15 protein-coding genes are annotated in these 16432 nt (G+C 57.8%); 4 read left to right on the forward strand and 11 right to left on the reverse strand.

Annotation, left to right across the window (positions count from 1 at the left end):
- Positions 1 to 235: 235 nt before the first annotated feature.
- A complete protein-coding gene (locus DBAC_RS07845) occupies positions 236 to 637 on the forward strand; it encodes a NifB/NifX family molybdenum-iron cluster-binding protein (RefSeq protein WP_015773748.1) in 402 nt (133 codons plus the stop codon).
- A 30-nt stretch (positions 638 to 667) separates the two neighbouring features.
- On the opposite strand, the gene DBAC_RS07850 is transcribed toward DBAC_RS07845, so the two are convergent.
- Both DBAC_RS07850 and DBAC_RS07855 read right to left on the reverse strand, forming a co-directional pair.
- Complete coding sequence (locus DBAC_RS07850; RefSeq protein ID WP_015773749.1) at positions 668 to 1087, reverse strand: winged helix-turn-helix domain-containing protein; 420 nt, start codon at positions 1085 to 1087, stop codon at positions 668 to 670.
- An 8-nt stretch (positions 1088 to 1095) separates the two neighbouring features.
- Positions 1096 to 2769, reverse strand: a complete 1674-nt coding sequence (locus tag DBAC_RS07855) for an FmdE family protein (RefSeq protein ID WP_015773750.1) — start codon at positions 2767 to 2769, stop codon at positions 1096 to 1098.
- A 298-nt stretch (positions 2770 to 3067) separates the two neighbouring features.
- On the opposite strand from DBAC_RS07855, the gene DBAC_RS07860 reads away from it, so the two are divergent.
- The gene (locus tag DBAC_RS07860) at positions 3068 to 3916 is read left to right on the forward strand and encodes a transposase (RefSeq protein ID WP_228644945.1); all 849 of its coding nucleotides are present in this window, start codon (positions 3068 to 3070) and stop codon (positions 3914 to 3916) included.
- 72 nt (positions 3917 to 3988) lie between these two features.
- Here DBAC_RS07860 and DBAC_RS17870 read toward each other — a convergent pair whose 3' ends face one another.
- Genes DBAC_RS17870 through fdnG form a run of 3 tightly spaced genes read right to left on the reverse strand, consistent with a single transcriptional unit; the run spans position 3989 to position 8814 of the window.
- Complete coding sequence (locus DBAC_RS17870) at positions 3989 to 4924, reverse strand: formate dehydrogenase accessory protein FdhE (protein WP_015773752.1); 936 nt, start codon at positions 4922 to 4924, stop codon at positions 3989 to 3991.
- 59 nt (positions 4925 to 4983) lie between these two features.
- The gene (locus tag DBAC_RS07870) at positions 4984 to 5754 is read right to left on the reverse strand and encodes a 4Fe-4S dicluster domain-containing protein (RefSeq protein ID WP_015773753.1); all 771 of its coding nucleotides are present in this window, start codon (positions 5752 to 5754) and stop codon (positions 4984 to 4986) included.
- Positions 5755 to 5769: 15 nt separating this feature from the next.
- Complete coding sequence (gene fdnG, locus DBAC_RS07875; protein WP_015773754.1) at positions 5770 to 8814, reverse strand: formate dehydrogenase-N subunit alpha; 3045 nt, start codon at positions 8812 to 8814, stop codon at positions 5770 to 5772.
- A gap of 330 nt (positions 8815 to 9144) precedes the next feature.
- On the opposite strand from fdnG, the gene DBAC_RS07885 reads away from it, so the two are divergent.
- The gene (locus DBAC_RS07885) at positions 9145 to 10662 is read left to right on the forward strand and encodes a B12-binding domain-containing radical SAM protein (protein WP_015773755.1); all 1518 of its coding nucleotides are present in this window, start codon (positions 9145 to 9147) and stop codon (positions 10660 to 10662) included.
- Between the two features lie 144 nt (positions 10663 to 10806).
- Here the strand turns inward: DBAC_RS07885 and DBAC_RS07890 are convergent, their stop codons facing one another.
- Positions 10807 to 11184: a type II toxin-antitoxin system VapC family toxin gene (locus tag DBAC_RS07890; protein ID WP_015773756.1), complete on the reverse strand. Its 378-nt coding sequence runs from the start codon at positions 11182 to 11184 to the stop codon at positions 10807 to 10809.
- Positions 11181 to 11429 carry a type II toxin-antitoxin system Phd/YefM family antitoxin gene (locus tag DBAC_RS07895; protein ID WP_015773757.1) on the reverse strand — a complete coding sequence of 83 codons (249 nt, stop codon included), beginning with the start codon at positions 11427 to 11429 and terminating at the stop codon, positions 11181 to 11183. Before DBAC_RS07895 ends, DBAC_RS07890 begins: the two co-directional genes overlap by 4 nt.
- Positions 11430 to 12486: 1057 nt before the next feature.
- On the opposite strand from DBAC_RS07895, the gene DBAC_RS07900 reads away from it, so the two are divergent.
- Positions 12487 to 13614, forward strand: a complete 1128-nt coding sequence (locus DBAC_RS07900) for an ADP-ribosylglycohydrolase family protein (RefSeq protein ID WP_015773758.1) — start codon at positions 12487 to 12489, stop codon at positions 13612 to 13614.
- Here DBAC_RS07900 and DBAC_RS18850 read toward each other — a convergent pair.
- The 4 genes from DBAC_RS18850 to DBAC_RS07915 form a co-directional block, all read right to left on the reverse strand.
- Positions 13572 to 13820: a hypothetical protein gene (locus DBAC_RS18850; RefSeq protein WP_143890845.1), complete on the reverse strand. Its 249-nt coding sequence runs from the start codon at positions 13818 to 13820 to the stop codon at positions 13572 to 13574. The two genes, DBAC_RS07900 and DBAC_RS18850, sit on opposite strands and share 43 nt — an antisense overlap.
- 131 nt (positions 13821 to 13951) lie before the next feature.
- On the reverse strand, positions 13952 to 14272 hold the full coding sequence (locus tag DBAC_RS07905) for a putative quinol monooxygenase (protein ID WP_015773759.1): 321 nt from the start codon (positions 14270 to 14272) through the stop codon (positions 13952 to 13954).
- A gap of 461 nt (positions 14273 to 14733) precedes the next feature.
- Positions 14734 to 15573, reverse strand: a complete 840-nt coding sequence (locus DBAC_RS07910; RefSeq protein WP_015773760.1) for a KilA-N domain-containing protein — start codon at positions 15571 to 15573, stop codon at positions 14734 to 14736.
- Positions 15570 to 15785 (reverse strand): hypothetical protein, encoded by a 216-nt coding sequence (locus DBAC_RS07915; RefSeq protein ID WP_015773761.1) that lies wholly within the window; start codon positions 15783 to 15785, stop codon positions 15570 to 15572. Before DBAC_RS07915 ends, DBAC_RS07910 begins: the two co-directional genes overlap by 4 nt.
- Positions 15786 to 16432: the final 647 nt, after the last annotated feature.

The following is a 16432-nucleotide window of genomic DNA, read 5'->3' on the forward strand; positions in this document are numbered from 1 at the left end:
GCGCACGAGAAATTGTGCCAAATGGAACCACTCATATCTAGCCAATCGTGACATAATGACACACGTATCATGCACGCGACCAGGCCAAAACAGTCATACAAGTTCGCAGGTTGCGCGTCCGCATGCGCAGGGCTCGCGCAGCCCATGAATCATGCCATTTTAGGCATACTATATGCTTTAGCCATTCATCGCCACATCATATTTCAGCGACCGTCATCACATCCAAGGAGAACTCATGAATATTGCCATCAGCGCTGCCGGACCGACCCTGGACAGCCCCGTTTTCGATGAATTCCGTCGCACGCCGTTTCTGCTCATCGTCAATGTGGACACCATGGAATGCACGAGCATCCCCCATGCGGCCCATGAAGGTTCAGATACGGCTCTGGCCGACACTGTGCTGGAACATCGCTGTGAAGCGTTGATCACCGGCAAAATTGGTGAGGAAGCGTTCAAGATCCTGGCCGACGACCACGTGACGCGCTATGTCGGATCGGGACTTACGGCGGGCATGGCCCTGGAGGCCATGGAGGCGAGAAGCCTGAAGCTCATCCGCAATCCTGACGGATCGGATGAGTGCAATGAAAATCATCATGAAGTGGAAGAGCTGCAGGTCTGCAGCGGGCACACCCACTAGCAGGCGGCGGAACCCATGCCAGACCGATGGTTACGGCCTGGCCTCGCGCCGGGCCAATGGCGTCAGCGGCGTGGCCGCGCGGGGCCTCGTGTTCTTTTCGGCAAAGCTCTGCACCCCTTCGGCGAAAATGAGCCGGGCCTGGGTCACGGCCGCCTTCTCCACGGCAGTGTACCAGGCATTGAACTTGTCCCGATACCACCGGCCGGCAGGGGTCAGGCGATACCCTCCGCGCTTGGCGCCCACGGTCTCGACCAGCAGCTCGCCCACGGCGTCCTCGGTCGCCCGCAGCTTGCCCCAGGCCGCTCGATACGACATGCCCAGCGACTCGGCCGCCTTGCGCAGGGACCCGTGCTCTTCGATCCTGTCCAGGAGCATGAGCCGCCCCATGCCGAAATAGACGCTCTCTCCGGATTCCAGCCACAGATGCATGCGAACGGTAGGTGTCTTCATGTCGCGCCTCACTTTCCGAACGGACATTTGGGATAGGTGCAGCGTTTGCACTGCATGCACATGCCGCCGTGGCCAAGCCGGGCCAGCTCACGCCGCGAGGGCGAGGCTCCGGCCAGGACGCGGGGCAGCAGGATGTCAAGGCTCGTAGTCTTGAAATAGAGGGCGCAGGCCGGAACGCCGATGACATCGACCTCGCCGATGGACGCCAGGAGCGTCATGGCTCCGGGCAGGATGGGCGTGCCGTAGCGCATGTTCTCCAACCCCGCGTCCGCCAGACCCAGCCGGGTCACGTCGCCGGGGTCCACGGACAGCCCGGCCGTGGTCACGATCAGCTCCGCGCCCTGCCCGAGCATGGCCTGCACGGAACGGGAAATGCGCGCCCGGTCATCGGGCACGATGTCCGTCGCCACCACCGGGCAGCCGTAGGCTTCGACCTTGGCGCCGATGATGGGGATGAAGCGGTCCTCGACCAGGCCCTGAAAGACTTCCGTGCCCGTGACCAGGATGCCGACCTTGCGCTTGCGCAAGGGACGGACCTCCAAAAGCGGGCCGCCTTCCAGAATTCTGCCCGCCTCTTCCAGGACATCGCGGCCCAGATAAAGAGGAATGGCCCGCGTGGCGGCGATCTGCTGCCCGCGCGAGACCACGCTGAAGGCATGACGGCTGGCGCACATGATTCCGGGAATGGAGTTGAATGACTCCAGGGCGTTCTCGTCGATCATGAGCATGCCGTCACGGGTGGCGGTCATGGTGATCTTTCCCTCGCGGGGATCACCGGAGCTGTCCACGCCATCCCCGGCCAGGGCCGAGGCCAGCACGCGCGCCGCGTCATCCTCGTGCACCCAGGCCTCGTCCTGCTCGTCCTCCTGCACATAGACCTCGAAGCGGCCCATGCGTTGCAGACGGCAGACATCGCCCACGTCGAGCACCTGGCCTCGGGCGAAGGCGGCGTCCTTGCTGACACTCGGTTCGATGCAGGTCATGTCGTGCAGGGCGTTTTTGCCCACAGCTTCGGCCGTGGGCACTACCCGCAGCTTCGGGCCGTCAAAGCCGAGCTCGCGGCTGTCGTGCCCGCCAATCCAGCCGACATAGGGCGATTCGCCCTTGCACGACCGGCAGACCGAGCCGTCCCGGGCCGGATAGGCCTGGCTGCAGGACGGGCAGGCGGCGATGGCGCCCTTGCCCCGGCCGCCCATGAATTCGGGCCGCAGCTTGATCTCCTTCACGGAGCAGATGGACGCCCCCGCCAGGCGAATCTCCTGGCGCAGCCGGTCACTGTCCTGTTCCTTCTTGGGCTTGAGCTTGAAAAGCCACTCCCGGATGACCGGATACGGTTCCAGCTTGTCGCTCTCCACGGCCACCCGCACACCCTTGCCGGTGGATTTGTCAAAGAGGGACACGGCGTAGAGGCCCAGATTGAAAATCCGCATCCAGCCGTTGCCCACGGTGCAGGGGGTGAGCATCTGCACGGCGTCGGGCAGGCACCAGGCGGTTTCGGAAATGGCGTCGAACAGGACGCCCTCGGCGATGTGACTTCGCGCCTCGTGGACCATGAACCCGCCCAGGATCAGTCCCGGGGCCGCGTACCCGTGAAAACGGGCCGCCGCGTCGATGAATTCGTCGACCGTATACGGACCGATGACGGGGCTGGCATAACTCAAGGCGGAAGATCCTTCAGGCATATTCATGGGCGCTCCAAATGTGAAATTTCAGGGAATGTCGGATGCGAACCTATCACGCGACTCCCCATCATCAACACACGCGCCCTCCACAACCCAACGCTTTGGCCCCGCAAATTCAGCGCAAACAATATTAAAAAACAAATGGTTATAAAGAAAAGACACCCAGATGTCTCTTTTTGACCCATTCTTTTGAGACAGGCTTATTATTATGCCTTGTTTGGCATCATTGTTTATGACAGAAACGCGTACGAGCGGATTGCCAAACATGTACACAATTACGATCCGGCACTGGGAAGCAATGACGAAAATTAATATAATAAGCTTCAATACTTTGACTTTTTCAGAAAAATCGGCACGCAGGTTCTTTTTGGATTTTTGCTGGAAAAACCATCAGCGGTATTGTCCGGCCTGTAAAAATCGAAAACTCTACCATCTCGCCGATGGCAGGCGCAGATGCGGTCGCTGCGGGTACACCTTTCACGACTTCAGCCGCCGCTATCTAAGCCGTTGCGCCTTCACCTCGCGGCAATGGCTCTGGTTCCTGAAGCTCTTTGCGCTGGACATCGCGCCGGCAAGCATCGCGGCGGAAATGGAGGTCAGTTACGCCACCATTCTCAAGGCGGCGGATACCGTGCGGCGGGCCATCGTGGCCCAGGCCCTGGACGCCGGGCGGCTCTATGACGCGGGCATCTGGCCCGGACCGGGCAACCCCCTGCCCACCCAGGAGATCGTCAACGCCCCGGTCTTCGGCATCATCGAACTCGGCGGCGTGGCCATCTGCGATCTGCTGCCGGACCTGCGCGCCGAGAACCTGCTGCACTTCAAGCTGAACTTCTGCCTCAAGACGGCAAGCGTCGGCCAGGTGGTCTACACCGCGCCCTACAAACAATACCTGGCACTTGTCTCGTGCGGCTCCGGACTGTGGCCCGCCCGCTACATCAAGCACGCGGACAAGCGCCTGCCCGTGGAGGCGTCCCCCTTCTGGAGCTTCGCCAAACAGCGCCTGCGCCAGATGCGCGGCGTACCGGCCTCGCATTTTCCGCTCTATCTGAAGGAATGCGAGCTGCGCTACAATTCACGAAATGAGGATCTGATTCCCGTCCTGGCGCAAGCGCTCTGCGCCTTCGTACCCCGGCCTGACGCATAAAAAACGGCCGCCAACGAACCCGCCCGGTCCGCTGGCGACCCTTCACCTTGGAGGAGGGTGAAAATCAGGAAATCATGAGGCCTTGGCCTGTTTCTGCGCGATTCCCATGGCGGTCCATGGGGCCGGGGACAGCGGAAAGTATCCCCTGCTCTGGGCCACGGCATCCAGATGCACCAGCCCCAAAGCGGCCAGATCAAAATCAACGTTCTCGGAACTCTCCACCAGGTCCAGACAGGGCAGGTACTGGTGGCAATCCTCGCAGGCATAGATGTGCTCACGCGGGGAATCCGGAAGGGAAAAGCGCGTGATGCGTTCGTGCTCCTGGTTGCCGCAGCCTGGACAGATCATGCGTACAAAGCGCCAGCGATGCGCGCAAACCGGACAATGATGCCAGAGCTCCCCACTTTTGGAGATCAGAAATTCGGAAGGATCGGGATGGTTTTCGAGCACGGCAAGGTCCGGATCGGAACCGCAGACCGGGCAGTGAGGATTGCGCCACAGCTTCGCGGGCGCGAGGGCCAAAAGGGCCGGCCTGTTGGCCGCGATGCACGGTCCATACGCCGCGCGCAGGGCCATGAGCAGGAAATCGGGGCTGACCGCGGCCTGTCCCGCAGCCAAATCAAGGGCCTCACCCTCGCCATGGACCACGACCTTCAGACACAGGCTGGTCCAGGCCGGATCCGCGTCCAGTTTCCGTCCAAGATCCGTCAGGCTTTCGGCCAAAGCCGGAAAAATAACGCCCGTCACGGGCCACACGCGGAGTGCCGCCGCCTTCAAGGCCGCAGCGAACACTTCGCTGTCCACGAAGCTGACCAGCGCCTCTCCGCCCAGAAACCGACCCTCGTCAACAGTCACCCCATGTATGTTTGCAAGCGGAAGCTCCGTCCGCAGCTCGGCCTGACGGCAGAGCAGCAAGCCAAAACGGTTGATGATCTCCTGAAAGGGCTCGTGGCGTTTGGCCAGGAGGTTAAGTGCGCTCTCCTTGGTCTGAATTCCAGTGCTCGGCATGTTCTCTCCTTGAGAAAGCGGCCCGCCGGGATTCCGGCGGGCCGAAGTTAATGAATGCGTCAGCCCAGAATGTTCTTGAAGGGCTTCGTCAGGCTCGCCAGGAAATCGGCCCTGTTCAGGGGCTTGATCTCGCGGGCGGCATACTGATGGTACATTTCCCTGGGCATCTCCAAAAAGTAGATGACGCCCAGATCTTCCTGATCGAGAATCGTGCAGCTCTTGTGCACATCGCAGGCGATCTTGGTCTCAAGCTCGGACTTCGGCCTCTCAAGATCCGCCTGGGCCTGGGTCAGGCGCAGCTTGGCCTTGATGAGCATGTCCTCGCGTTCGCCGAAGCTCATGGCGCCTGTGCAGCAGGTTTTCACGCACATGGGCACAAGGCCCGCCTGGACGCGATCGATGCACATGTCGCACTTGGCCAGCTCGCCCGAAACCTCGTTGCGGCGCGGGATGTTGTAGGGACAGGAGTCGATGATCTCGTCGCACTGTTCCTTGGTCAGATCCTTGGTCTTTTCCGTGCAGACGACGATGCCGGTGGCCTCGTCCAGCACAATGGCGCCTTCCACATACATGTCCGCCGTGGCCTTGCAGGCGGGCTGCAGGCAATGGCGGCACTGATCGGGAAAGAAGAGCCAATGAACGTGCCCGTCGATCTTGTGTTCCGAGAAACGGACCAGTTTGAAGTTGTTGGGGGTCAGATCCGGCGGATTCTGATGGGTGCCGGTCTGTTTTGTGGGCACGGCCACATGGTCATGCCACTGCTTGCACGCCACCTGACAGCCACGGCAAGCCGTGCAGCGGGTGGTATCGATGAAGATGCTCTTCGCCATGATGTTCCTCCCTGCTTAAATGGCCAGTTCCGTGACCTTGTCGGCCTTGCGGATATTCACCAGACACGCCTTGTACTCCGGAATGGTGGTGTTCGGATCACCAACAGACGGGGTCAAACGGTTCGTGGCGTCGCCCACGCCGGGCGTTGTCCAGCCAAAACAGAAAGGCATACCGACAAGGTGCACGGTCTTGCCTTCCACCAAGAACGGGGTGATGCGCACCGTGACCATGGCCACGGCCTCGACCTTGCCGCGGATGCTCTCGACCACCACATGGTCGCCGTTCTTGATGCCCTTCTCACCCGCCAGCTCGTGGCTCATCTCCACATAGAGCTGCGGTTCGGCCTCAAGCAGGTACGGGGTGTTGCGGGTGTCGCCGCCGCCGCACCAGTGCTCGGTCATGCTGTAGGTGGTCAGCACGATGGGGTATTTCGGATCGGCATTCTTGGCCAGCAGGTCCTTGTCGCTTTTCGTCACCTTCATGCATGGGTTGTTCATCTGCGCAGAGAACGGATTCTTGGCAATGGGCGTTTCGGCCGGCTCGTAGTGTTCCGGGAACGGCCCGTCCACTCGGCCGGGGCCGTAGAGCTGACCGTGGCCTTCTGTGTGCATGATGAAGGGATAGGTTCCCTTTTCCATGGCCATGGGCGGAGCCGGACCATCCGGAATGTCGCCGATCCACTTGCCGTCTTCCCAGGCGATGACAGGCAGCTCCGGATTGAAGGGCTTGCCGTTAACGTCCACCGAGGCGCGGTTGTAGATGATGCGCCGGTTCATGGGCCAGGCCCACGAGTATCCGGGGAAGAGGCCGAGCTTGGCCTGCATGGGCGTCTGGGTCAGATCGCGGCGCTTGGACAGGTTCTTGTCCGCCGCCGGATAGCCGCCGCAATAGAGCCAGTTCAGGCTGGAGGTGGAGCCATCCGCCTGCAGCAACGCGAAACCGGGCACCTGATCACCCTTCTTGTAGGTCACGTCCTTGATGGTCACGTCGCGGGTGAACTGGCCGTTGATGCGTTTGGCCATGTCTTCGGCATCGTATTCCTTGGGCCAGGAGTGGGTCAGAACGCCCTCGGGGAAGACGCCCTTCTCCTTTTCGTACAGGGCGCGCACGCGCTTCATGATCTCGACGACCATCCAGCCCATGGACTTGCTCTTGCCCGCCGGCTCGTAGCCCTTGTAATGCCACTGATACCAGCGGCCGGAATTGGAGGTGGTGCCATCCTTCTCGCCACGCTGGCAGGAGGGCAGCAGGAACACTTCGGTGGGCACCTTCTTGGGGTCCAGCGAAGGGTTGCGCCAAAAGGACGAGGTTTCGGTGTCGTGCGCTTCGCCCACCACCAGCCAGTCCAGCTTTCCAAGCGCCTCGCGGATCTTGTGGGTGTTGGGCATGCTCATGGCCGGATTGTGGCCAAAGATCATGCCGCCCTTGACCTTGCCCTCGTACATTTTGTCGAACATGAACATGCTGGCGTAATCAACGCCCGGCTCGACCTTGGGCAGCAGATTGTAGCAGAACTCGTTCTCGGCCGTGGCCTTGTCGCCAAACCAGCCTTTGAGCAGGCTGACCATGTACTTGGGCCGGTTGCCCCACCAGTTCACGCTCTTGGGATCCTTGGTCACGGGAGTGTTGGCCTTGAGGTACTCTTCCAGGGTCGGCCAGGCCGAAGTGGCCACGGCGTTGTAACCGGGGATGATGTGCCAGAGCAGGGCATGGTCCGTGGAGCCCTGGACGTTGGGCTCGCCGCGCAGGGCGTTGACGCCGCCGCCGGCCACGCCGATGTTGCCCAGAAGGAGCTGGACCATCGCGCCGAGACGGATGTTCTGCACGCCCACGGAATGCTGGGTCCAGCCCAGGGCGTACATCATGGTCCCGGCCTTGTCCGGCTTGCCGGTGGCCGTGTAGATTTCGTAAACCGCGAGCAGGTTGTCCTTGGACACACCGGTGATGGAAGACACGGTGTCCAGATCGTAGCGCTCGTAGTGTTTTTTGAGCAACTGATACACGCAGCGCGGGTCTTTGAGCGTCTTGTCGCGCTTGGAAACCCCGTTCTCGTCCTTGGCGAAGGCCCACTTCTTCTGGTCGTACTTCTTCTTTTCCGGATCGTAACCCGAGAAGAGGCCGTCCTCGAACGTGTAGTCGTCGCCGACGATGAAGGAGGCGTTGGTGTATTCGGTGACGTATTCCTTCTGGATCAGATCCTTCTCCAGAATGTACTTCACCATGCCGCCCAGGAAAGCGATATCCGTGCCGGAACGGAGCGGAACATGCAGATCGCTCCTGGCCGACGTGCGCGAGAATTTCGGATCCACATGGATCACCTTGGCCCCCGCGTCCTTGGCCTTCAAAACCCATTTGAAGGAAATGGGATGGTGCTCGGCAGCATTGCTGCCCATTATCAGAATAGCATTGGCGTTCTTGATATCAATCCAATGCTGGGTCATCGCGCCACGTCCGAACGACTCTGCCAGAGCCGGTACAGTTGGGCTGTGTCAGACCCGGGCCTGATGGTCGATGTACACGCCTCCCAGCGCCCGACACATCTGATGCGTGACGGAACATTCTTCATTGTCCATCTGGGATGTCCCCAGCTGGAAATAGGATTCCCAACGGTTGACGGTCACACCCTTGTCGTTGGTCAGCTGGAAGTCCTTGTCGCGCGTGTCCTTGATCTTGCGCGCGATCTTGTCGAGCATCCAGTCCCAATCCTTCTCTTCCCATTTGTCGCTGCCCGGTGCTCGGTATTTGGGCACGAGCACGCGGTGATCACTAACGTGCATCTGATAGAACGCAGCACCCTTGGGACACAGCGAACCTTCGCTGACCGGATAATCCGGGTCGCCCTCGGAACTGATGATCTTGCCGTCCTTGATGTGCATGATGATCTGGCAGCCGCAGGAGCAGAAAGCGCAGGTCGAAATGACCTCCTTGGCTCCCTCGATCTTCAGGGCCTTGGCATAGGCATAGGCGGGCTTCAGATCGAACCCCAGTTGGGACAGGGACACGGCCGCAACGCCCGCCCCGGTCAGTTTCATGAACCCTCGTCGTGAAAACGTAGTCATCAAAACCTCCATGGTTTTACGGTTCTTGGGTCCGTGCCAGGCATTGCGGCATGAACAACGGACACAAAGATGATGCTACGATACTATATCGATCAATATTATCAATATGTTATAAATAATACATATGGAATTCTCCTTGATTTCAAGAACACGATGACGTGGTGGTTCGCCATGCACGCGGTGCCGTCCCGCTCGATCATGTCGTCGGCCCCATTGGCTTGACTGGAGATATTAAAGTCAGTGAGAACATGAACTCGCCGCTCACGACGTCGAAGGACAGGCAAGCACGGAAAATCGCCCACAACATTTCGCAAACCCAGGCATCCACCTATGCACGATATTGTTCTGACCACGCTGAATGCCCGGTATATCCACCCCAGCATCGGGCTGCGCTACCTGCATGCCAATCTGCATGACCTGCGGCACCGGGCCGTTATCCAGGAATTCGTCATTTCGGATCACCTGCTCGATATCGCTGAAAAAATCCTGGCCCATCGTCCCAGGATCATCGGCCTTGGCGTCTACATCTGGAACGGGAAGGAATGCGAACAGTTGGTGCGTATTCTCAAATCCCTTGCGCCCGAGGTGCTGCTTGTACTTGGCGGGCCGGAGGTCAGCCATTTTCCGCACCGGCTCGATTTTTCCCAGGCAGACCACGTGATCTGCGGTGAAGGCGAAGAGCAATTCCATCAGCTCTGCTGCGCCTATCTGACAGGCAGCGCCGGGTTGCCCCGGATCATCACGGCCAGCCCGCCCGATCCGGACCGCCTGGTCATGCCGTACGACTTGTACACCGACGCGGACGTCGCGCACCGGGTCATCTATGTGGAAGCGTCCAGGGGATGCCCTTTTTCCTGCGAATTCTGCCTGTCCTCCATCGACAAGCTGGTCCGCTATTTCGACCCGGACCGCTTTCTGCGCGAACTGGCCACGCTCTGGGACCGCGGGGCGCGCAACTTCAAGTTCATCGACCGCACGTTCAACCTGAGCATGCAGCGGGTCGGCCCTATCTTAGATTTTTTCCTGCGGCGGCAGCCGCCGTTTCTGGTCCATTTCGAAGTTGTGCCCGAACATTTTCCTTTTGAATTGCGGGAGAAGCTTGCCCAGTTTCCTCCGGGCACCCTGCAACTGGAAGTCGGCATCCAGACCCTGAATGCGGATGTGGCCGCGTCCATTCACCGGCGGCTGGACATGGACAGGATCACGGCCAACCTGCGCTTTTTGGAAGAAGAGACCAATGCCCATCTGCATGTGGATCTGATCATCGGGCTGCCCGGGGAAAGCGCCGACAGCTTTGGCCGCAACCTGAACCGGCTGGCGGGCCTGACCAGGGCGGAAATCCAACTGGGTGTCCTAAAAAAACTGTCCGGCACCACCTTGAACAGACACGATGCCGTACATGGGATGACCTATCTGCCCTATCCCCCCTACGAAATCCTGGCCAACGACCTGATTGATTTTACAGCCATGCAGGACTTGAAGCGCATGGCCCGCTTCTGGGATCTGCTCTATAACAGCGGCAATTTTAACGGCAGCGTGCGCCTGCTGTGGCCGGATCAGGATGTCTATGCCGGATTTCTGCGGTTTTCGAAATGGCTGTACGGCGCGACCGAGTCCACCTGGCAGATTGCCTTGAAACGTCTGGCGGAACTCTTTTTCGCCTACCTGACCGAGGAACTCGGCCTGGCCAAGGACGAAGCGGCCAACGCCATCGCCGCCGATCTTCTCAAGGTCAAAGGCCGCCCTCTGCCCGTGGTGATCTCAGACAACATGACTGTCCATCCCGGCTCGTTGCAGGCCCGGAATACGCTGAGCCCTGGGAAGAGACAGGCCAGGCATGCGGAGTGATGGCCGCTCAACATGACCAAGAAATTCAAGCGGTTTTTTGGAACGTGGACGCCGAGGAACCGGCTTCATCAGAATGCGGAAGGTTCAAGTCGCAAGGCACGAGTGCTGTCGATTTCACAGACCCGGCCCAGAGACCCAGTCGGACTAAATAAGAATGACCAGAGGCGTGTACTTGGCGAGGACTCCGTCGCCGGTGATCAGCCGCATGGGTTCGGCCATGGCCTGAGCCACCAGCATGTGATCAAAAGGATCGTTGTGGTACCTGGATAGTGTCGCCAGCATTTCCGCGTGTGAGCCGAGAAGCGGCAACTCCAGAAACCCGCTTTCCTGCGCTGAAGCGCGAAGTTCAGACAAGTTGGCGTCCAGTTTTTCGATATTCGTTTTGATGGCGATTTCCCACCAGGAGACGGTGCTCACAAAAACTTCGTTCTCGTCCGCAAGCAGCAGATCTCTCACCGGGTCAATGCGCGGTCCATTGATCAGCGCCCAGAGCAGCGCGTTGGTATCCAGCAGCAGCCTCATTTGGCTTCCCCCTCAAAGGCGACGAGAATTTCCGCAGGCAAGGGTTCGTCAAAATCATCGGGAACAATCAGCTTGCCTTCCAGGAGGCCAAGGCGTTTCTTGGGCTTGGCGTTGGCGGCTGAAGAAAGTACGGCCTCCGCCCGGCCATAGCTGCCGATGAAAATGGTTTCACCATCGGCGGCACGTTTGACCAACTGTGAAAGGGTACTCTTTGCCTGGTGCATAGGCACTACTGCTGTGGACATAAAGCCCTCCTTTGTCATGTGTCGTGTAAAAAAAGACTTAGCCATGGCTTAGCCCGACGTCAATATTGGGTGCAGGCAGGGATAGGTGTGAGGCATTCCTCCCGCGCCTCCTACTCTGAAAAAAGCGCGGCCTCTTTTGTATATAAAATGTATTGACTGGTCTTGGCTGACGCCATCTCCATTTCTCGAAGGCGGGAGTTCACGGCGTCGCCCTTTGATCCGCTCGTTCTTTTCCTTGCCCTTAACCATGTCGGAAACCGGTTTGCCGGTTCATAAAGGCAAGGGGCACATCTTGAATCTTGACCAATTCAAAAACCGCCAGCCTCACTCTCCCACTTCAGCCAATTCGCCTGCCTGTACTCTTGGCCTCAGAGACTCAGACCCTAAAATGTCTAATACATACCAACCCGCCAATTTACTCAAATTGGCATACTTACTCGCAATTTCAAGAGTTTTATCATTTAATCACAATATGCTAGACAGAAAAAAACGTCTTCGCAAAGAAAAAAAGCAATTCTAACGCCCGAAAAAAGCCCTTTTTCAAACAAAATATCAAATATTTCAGCATACTCTTGGTCTCAGAGACCCAGACCGCTTGGAGACCCAGACCGCTTGAGACCCAGACCGCTTTGCCAAATATTTCAGTATACTCTTGGTCTCAGAGACCCAGACCGCTTTGTGAGTCGCAATACTGTGGTGCCGACTGGAAAAATGAGGAAACAGAGGCCCTGACGACACCCATTTTTTCCGACTCACATATGCATGACAAATTCATTTGCGACTCATTTATCGGTAAAATGAGTCACAAATCACTAAGCCGACCATTTTTATTCCCAGCCTTCCGTAAATGATGAGCAGCGGTTGGTACCCCAACTCTGCCGGCTTTCATATTTTACAACTTTCCGTAGACCCGCCTGATTGGTTGCATGAAAGTAAATTATTCCCGCCAACTTTCCTTTTCGCCCGAAATGTGAAACTGATTCAAGCTAACCACCAGATTGATCAGCCTTCTGACCACCCTCCTCTGGTGCATACATGGCAAATAAAGGAATCTCCCATGGAACCAACGCCATCAAGCCACGGCCCTATACCGTCCATATCCCTGCAGCGAGCATCGGCGGCCCTCGCCTCTCTTTTTGTCGGCGACTCCCTGGCGATGCCGGTGCACTGGTACTATGACACCGCCGATATCGAACGCGCCTTTCCCGGCGGCATCAAAGAGTTCGAAGCTGCGCCGGAATTTCACCCTTCATCGATCATGTCGCTTCACTCCACCCGGCGTGGCGGCCGGTCGGCGCACGGGGGCCTGTCCGACTCACCGGAGATCATCGGCACGGTTATCCTCAAAGGCCGGCAGCACCTGTGGGGTCAGGCCAATCGGCACTATCACCATGGGATGCAGGCGGGCGACAACACCCTCAATGCGCACTGTGCACGCGTGCTCATGCGTTCCATTATCGCGAGTAACGGCCGCTACAGCCGCGACCACTTTCTGCAGTCCTACATCGAGTTCATGACCGCCGATCCGCCCCGGCACAGAGACACCTACGCCGAATCATATCATCGCGGATTCTTTGCCAACCTTGTCGCAAAAAAGCCCCCGCATCAGTGCGGCGCCCGTACCCATGACACCCCATCCATGGGCGGATTGGTGACCATCGGCCCTCTGGCCATGAGTAGTCTGCTGCATGGGGCTGCGTTGAGCACGGCACAGGCAACCTGCCGGGAGCATCTCTTTCTGACGCATCCGGATGAGACATTGGGCCGTATCTGTGACGGGTATGTCGCCCTTGTTGCAGGCCTGCTCCTGCGCAAGGCAGGTGAGTCCCCGGACCGGTATCTGCTGGAGGCAGCCGAGACGACCATGGGCATCGACCTTGCGCACATGGTGGATCGCGCCCGGACAGACAGGGAAATCGTCGGTGGCAGGTATTCCACCGCATGCTACATCAGTGATTCGTGGCCGAGCCTTTTGTACCTGGCATACAAATACCGCAATGACCTCAAGGCCGCCCTGCTGGCCAACACCAACCTGGGTGGCGAAAACGCTCATCGTGGCGCGGTCCTCGGAGGGATTGTCAGCCTGTCATGCGACAGTACGGCTCCTGACTGGTTTGAACGACTCGTTGACTGTGAGGCCATTCAATCGGAAATAGCGGCATTGCTTGCCCCGCTTCCAGTATGACCAGGCTTTGAACCATAAAAGGCGAGGGTCACATAAAAGGCGAGAATCAGATCTTGAATCTTGACCACTTCAAGAACCGCCAGCCCATTCTTCCGCTTCACCCAATACGCCTGCCTGTGCCCTGCATTTTTGGCACCCAATTCTTTTCGACTCACATGTGCATGATAAATTGATTTGTGACTCATTTTTTCAACAAAATGAGTCACAAAGTCACTGAGCCGACCCTCTTTCTTCCCGGCCTTCCGTAATGAAGAGCAACGCCTGGTACCCCAACACTGCTGGCTTACTCCCGACCTGTTCCTCCAAAATTATGAAGTACTGTTTGTGCAGACCGTCTTCAGGCCTGCTTTTTCCAGACGCCGTCATCGGGAAACAGATGGACACCCGTTGCAATCTCCAGGGGGCTGGCGAGCCAGTTTTTGGTGGTCTCCACCCAGCGAGTGAAATGGGGGGTCTTCTTGTGTTCTTCGAAGGCCTCGGCGCTGGCATAGACTTCGTAAAGGTGCAGGCAGTTCTCGTCCTCGCTGTCCTGAACCACATTGAACAACAGACACGCGCTCTCGTTCCGCACGGACCCGCGTGCGTCGTCGAGCATGGCCTCCACGAATTCTTTCCTGTATTCCGGCTTGATGTGAACATTGACCATTACAGCGAACATGTCATTCTCCTGGATGTTGTTGAGTTGCCTTGTGTGCAGTGCACGACTCGGGATCGAATGCATTGAGCTACAGGAAAAGAGGTGGAGAGCGCAAGCAAGGATGGGAATCAGCCATCGGGCTCGAAATCTACGCTCGGACAAACGCTACGCTTATGTCGTTTACTGTAGATGTGTAGAAATCCACAGGCGTAAGCCGTTCGCGAAGGAGCGGATATCATCGCAGCTCCCGGTCATGTTTTCCGCGCTACCGTGACCGGCTTGAGGCCAACGAACCGGAAAGCTAAGGGATCTTGAAAGTCTCGATACGCGACGTCGGGAACGCCTTCTTGCGGCCCGGTTGTTGCTCAAGAGCCTGGAACCATTTACGGCAGAACACGCCCAACCCTCGCCAACGGAAAATGCGAATGTGACCGGACTCTTCAGAAAGTTTCATATTTTACAACTTTCCGTAGCCCCAGCTGTCACTTTTGCCCTCTTCCCAACTGCTTTGCGATTCGTGCGGTGAGCGTTTGCATCTGGCGGATGGCAATTTGATTAAGCCGTTTCAAACGGTCGCCCTGAGGGAGTCCCATATGGATAAACTCGGCGTTCATGTTTTCGAGGTTGGCGAGAACAAGAAGCTGTTCGAGGCTGGCGTGGTCGCGCATATTACCGTCTTTGCCGAGATTGGCGTCCCGCCATTCGCGGGCGGTCTGGCCGAAGAGGGAGACATTGAGGAGGTCGGCCTCTTCGGCGTATGCGAAAGCGGCCTGTTTTGCGGTAACTTCCTTCGGGATGAGATGCGTCTGAATCGCGTCGGTGTGGATGCGGTAGTTGATCTTGGCCAACATGCGGTTGAGGTTCCAGGCAAGGGAAAGGCGGCGATTTTCGTCCTCTTTGAGACGCTGGAATTCCTTGATGAGGTAAAGCTTGAATTCCACTGAGATCCAGGACGCAAATTCGAAAGCCACATCGGTATGGGCATACGTTCCGCCGTAGCGTCCGGCTTTGGAAACAATCCCGATCGCGCCGGTTTGATCAATCCACTGTTTCGGAGTGAGCGTGAAGCTGTTCAGTCCGGCCTGTTTTTTAATCCCGTCGAATTCGACGGGATTAAAACCGGAGTTGTGAAGTTGCTCCCATATGCCGAGAAACTCCAACGTATTACGATTACGTAGCCAATTGCGAATGAGGTCGTCGGTGTGCTCCGGATTCCTCGACTTTGCGATGTCGGTGAGTGAAATGAAGTCCTCGTCCTGTCGACGAATCACGGTGATCCTGGTGCCGCGGACGTTGATTGTGGTGTCGGAGTTCTTCTTCATTCCTTGGATCCCACGTGTCCGAGAACACCCCTCAGGGCCTTGTCAGTATGCCTGGCCTCCAGTTCAACGGCGTTCGAAACATGGTGCAGCGCCAGCAAAAATCCTTCCGTATCGCCGTCTTCCAGGCATGCATTGAGCATGTCCGCCGCCAAAGCGGGATCTTCCCGGTACATCCTTATGGCCACTTCATCAAAGGGTTTTGTAGCACTCATTTCTTCCTCCGTTCATAGTCGGCCCTGTATTCCCTGGCCCGCTGATTTTGTGGCAAAAGGGTTCCCTCACGAGTCAAAACGCGCACCCTTTATCCACGGATTCCCGCAGGCACTGCATCCGTGACATTCCGGTGCATGGAGCGACTGGCGACCGCGTTAATCATCTTCCACCTCCTCTGGCCAAAATTATCCGGCACGCTCCGGTGAGCCAGAATGGAGCCCTGGATTTAATGAAGAAGCGAAGACATGGACATTCGGCGCATCGTGTACCGCTGCGAAACTGAAGCTACGCAGTATGCGGTATGCGCAGGGACTGAAGTGTGAGATACTTTGGAAGAGAATAACGCGGCATCGCAAAAATATTCGAAAGTGCTCGATATCTGCACTCATAATAACTACGTTTATGTATCCTGCTGCAAATATGTAGAAACCCACATCGTAGTCCGTCCGAAAAGGAGCGGATATCATCGCGGCTACCGGTCACGCTTTTCCGCGCTACCGTGACCGGCTTGAGCTCAACGGACCGGAAAGCTTATAGGATATGAACGTCGGAATCTGCGGTTTCGAGAACACCTTCCTGCGGCCCGGTTGTTGCTTGAGAGCCTGTAAACACCCTCGGCGGAACACCGCCCAACCTTCGCCAACGG

This window comes from Desulfomicrobium baculatum DSM 4028, from assembly GCF_000023225.1.
Taxonomy (GTDB): Bacteria; Desulfobacterota; Desulfovibrionia; order Desulfovibrionales; family Desulfomicrobiaceae; genus Desulfomicrobium; species Desulfomicrobium baculatum.

Excerpts from the sequence above, each read along its gene's own strand:
- DBAC_RS07845 (WP_015773748.1), top strand. The coding sequence starts at position 236 with ATGAATATTGCCATCAGCGCTGCCGGACCGACCCTGGACAGCCCCGTT.
- DBAC_RS07850 (WP_015773749.1), bottom strand. The coding sequence starts at position 1,087 with ATGAAGACACCTACCGTTCGCATGCATCTGTGGCTGGAATCCGGAGAG.
- DBAC_RS07855 (WP_015773750.1), bottom strand. The coding sequence starts at position 2,769 with ATGCCTGAAGGATCTTCCGCCTTGAGTTATGCCAGCCCCGTCATCGGT.
- DBAC_RS07860 (WP_228644945.1), top strand. The coding sequence starts at position 3,068 with ATGACGAAAATTAATATAATAAGCTTCAATACTTTGACTTTTTCAGAA.
- DBAC_RS17870 (WP_015773752.1), bottom strand. The coding sequence starts at position 4,924 with ATGCCGAGCACTGGAATTCAGACCAAGGAGAGCGCACTTAACCTCCTG.
- DBAC_RS07870 (WP_015773753.1), bottom strand. The coding sequence starts at position 5,754 with ATGGCGAAGAGCATCTTCATCGATACCACCCGCTGCACGGCTTGCCGT.
- DBAC_RS07885 (WP_015773755.1), top strand. The coding sequence starts at position 9,145 with ATGCACGATATTGTTCTGACCACGCTGAATGCCCGGTATATCCACCCC.
- DBAC_RS07890 (WP_015773756.1), bottom strand. The coding sequence starts at position 11,184 with ATGAGGCTGCTGCTGGATACCAACGCGCTGCTCTGGGCGCTGATCAAT.
- DBAC_RS07895 (WP_015773757.1), bottom strand. The coding sequence starts at position 11,429 with ATGTCCACAGCAGTAGTGCCTATGCACCAGGCAAAGAGTACCCTTTCA.
- DBAC_RS07900 (WP_015773758.1), top strand. The coding sequence starts at position 12,487 with ATGGAACCAACGCCATCAAGCCACGGCCCTATACCGTCCATATCCCTG.
- DBAC_RS07905 (WP_015773759.1), bottom strand. The coding sequence starts at position 14,272 with ATGTTCGCTGTAATGGTCAATGTTCACATCAAGCCGGAATACAGGAAA.
- DBAC_RS07910 (WP_015773760.1), bottom strand. The coding sequence starts at position 15,573 with ATGAAGAAGAACTCCGACACCACAATCAACGTCCGCGGCACCAGGATC.
- DBAC_RS07915 (WP_015773761.1), bottom strand. The coding sequence starts at position 15,785 with ATGAGTGCTACAAAACCCTTTGATGAAGTGGCCATAAGGATGTACCGG.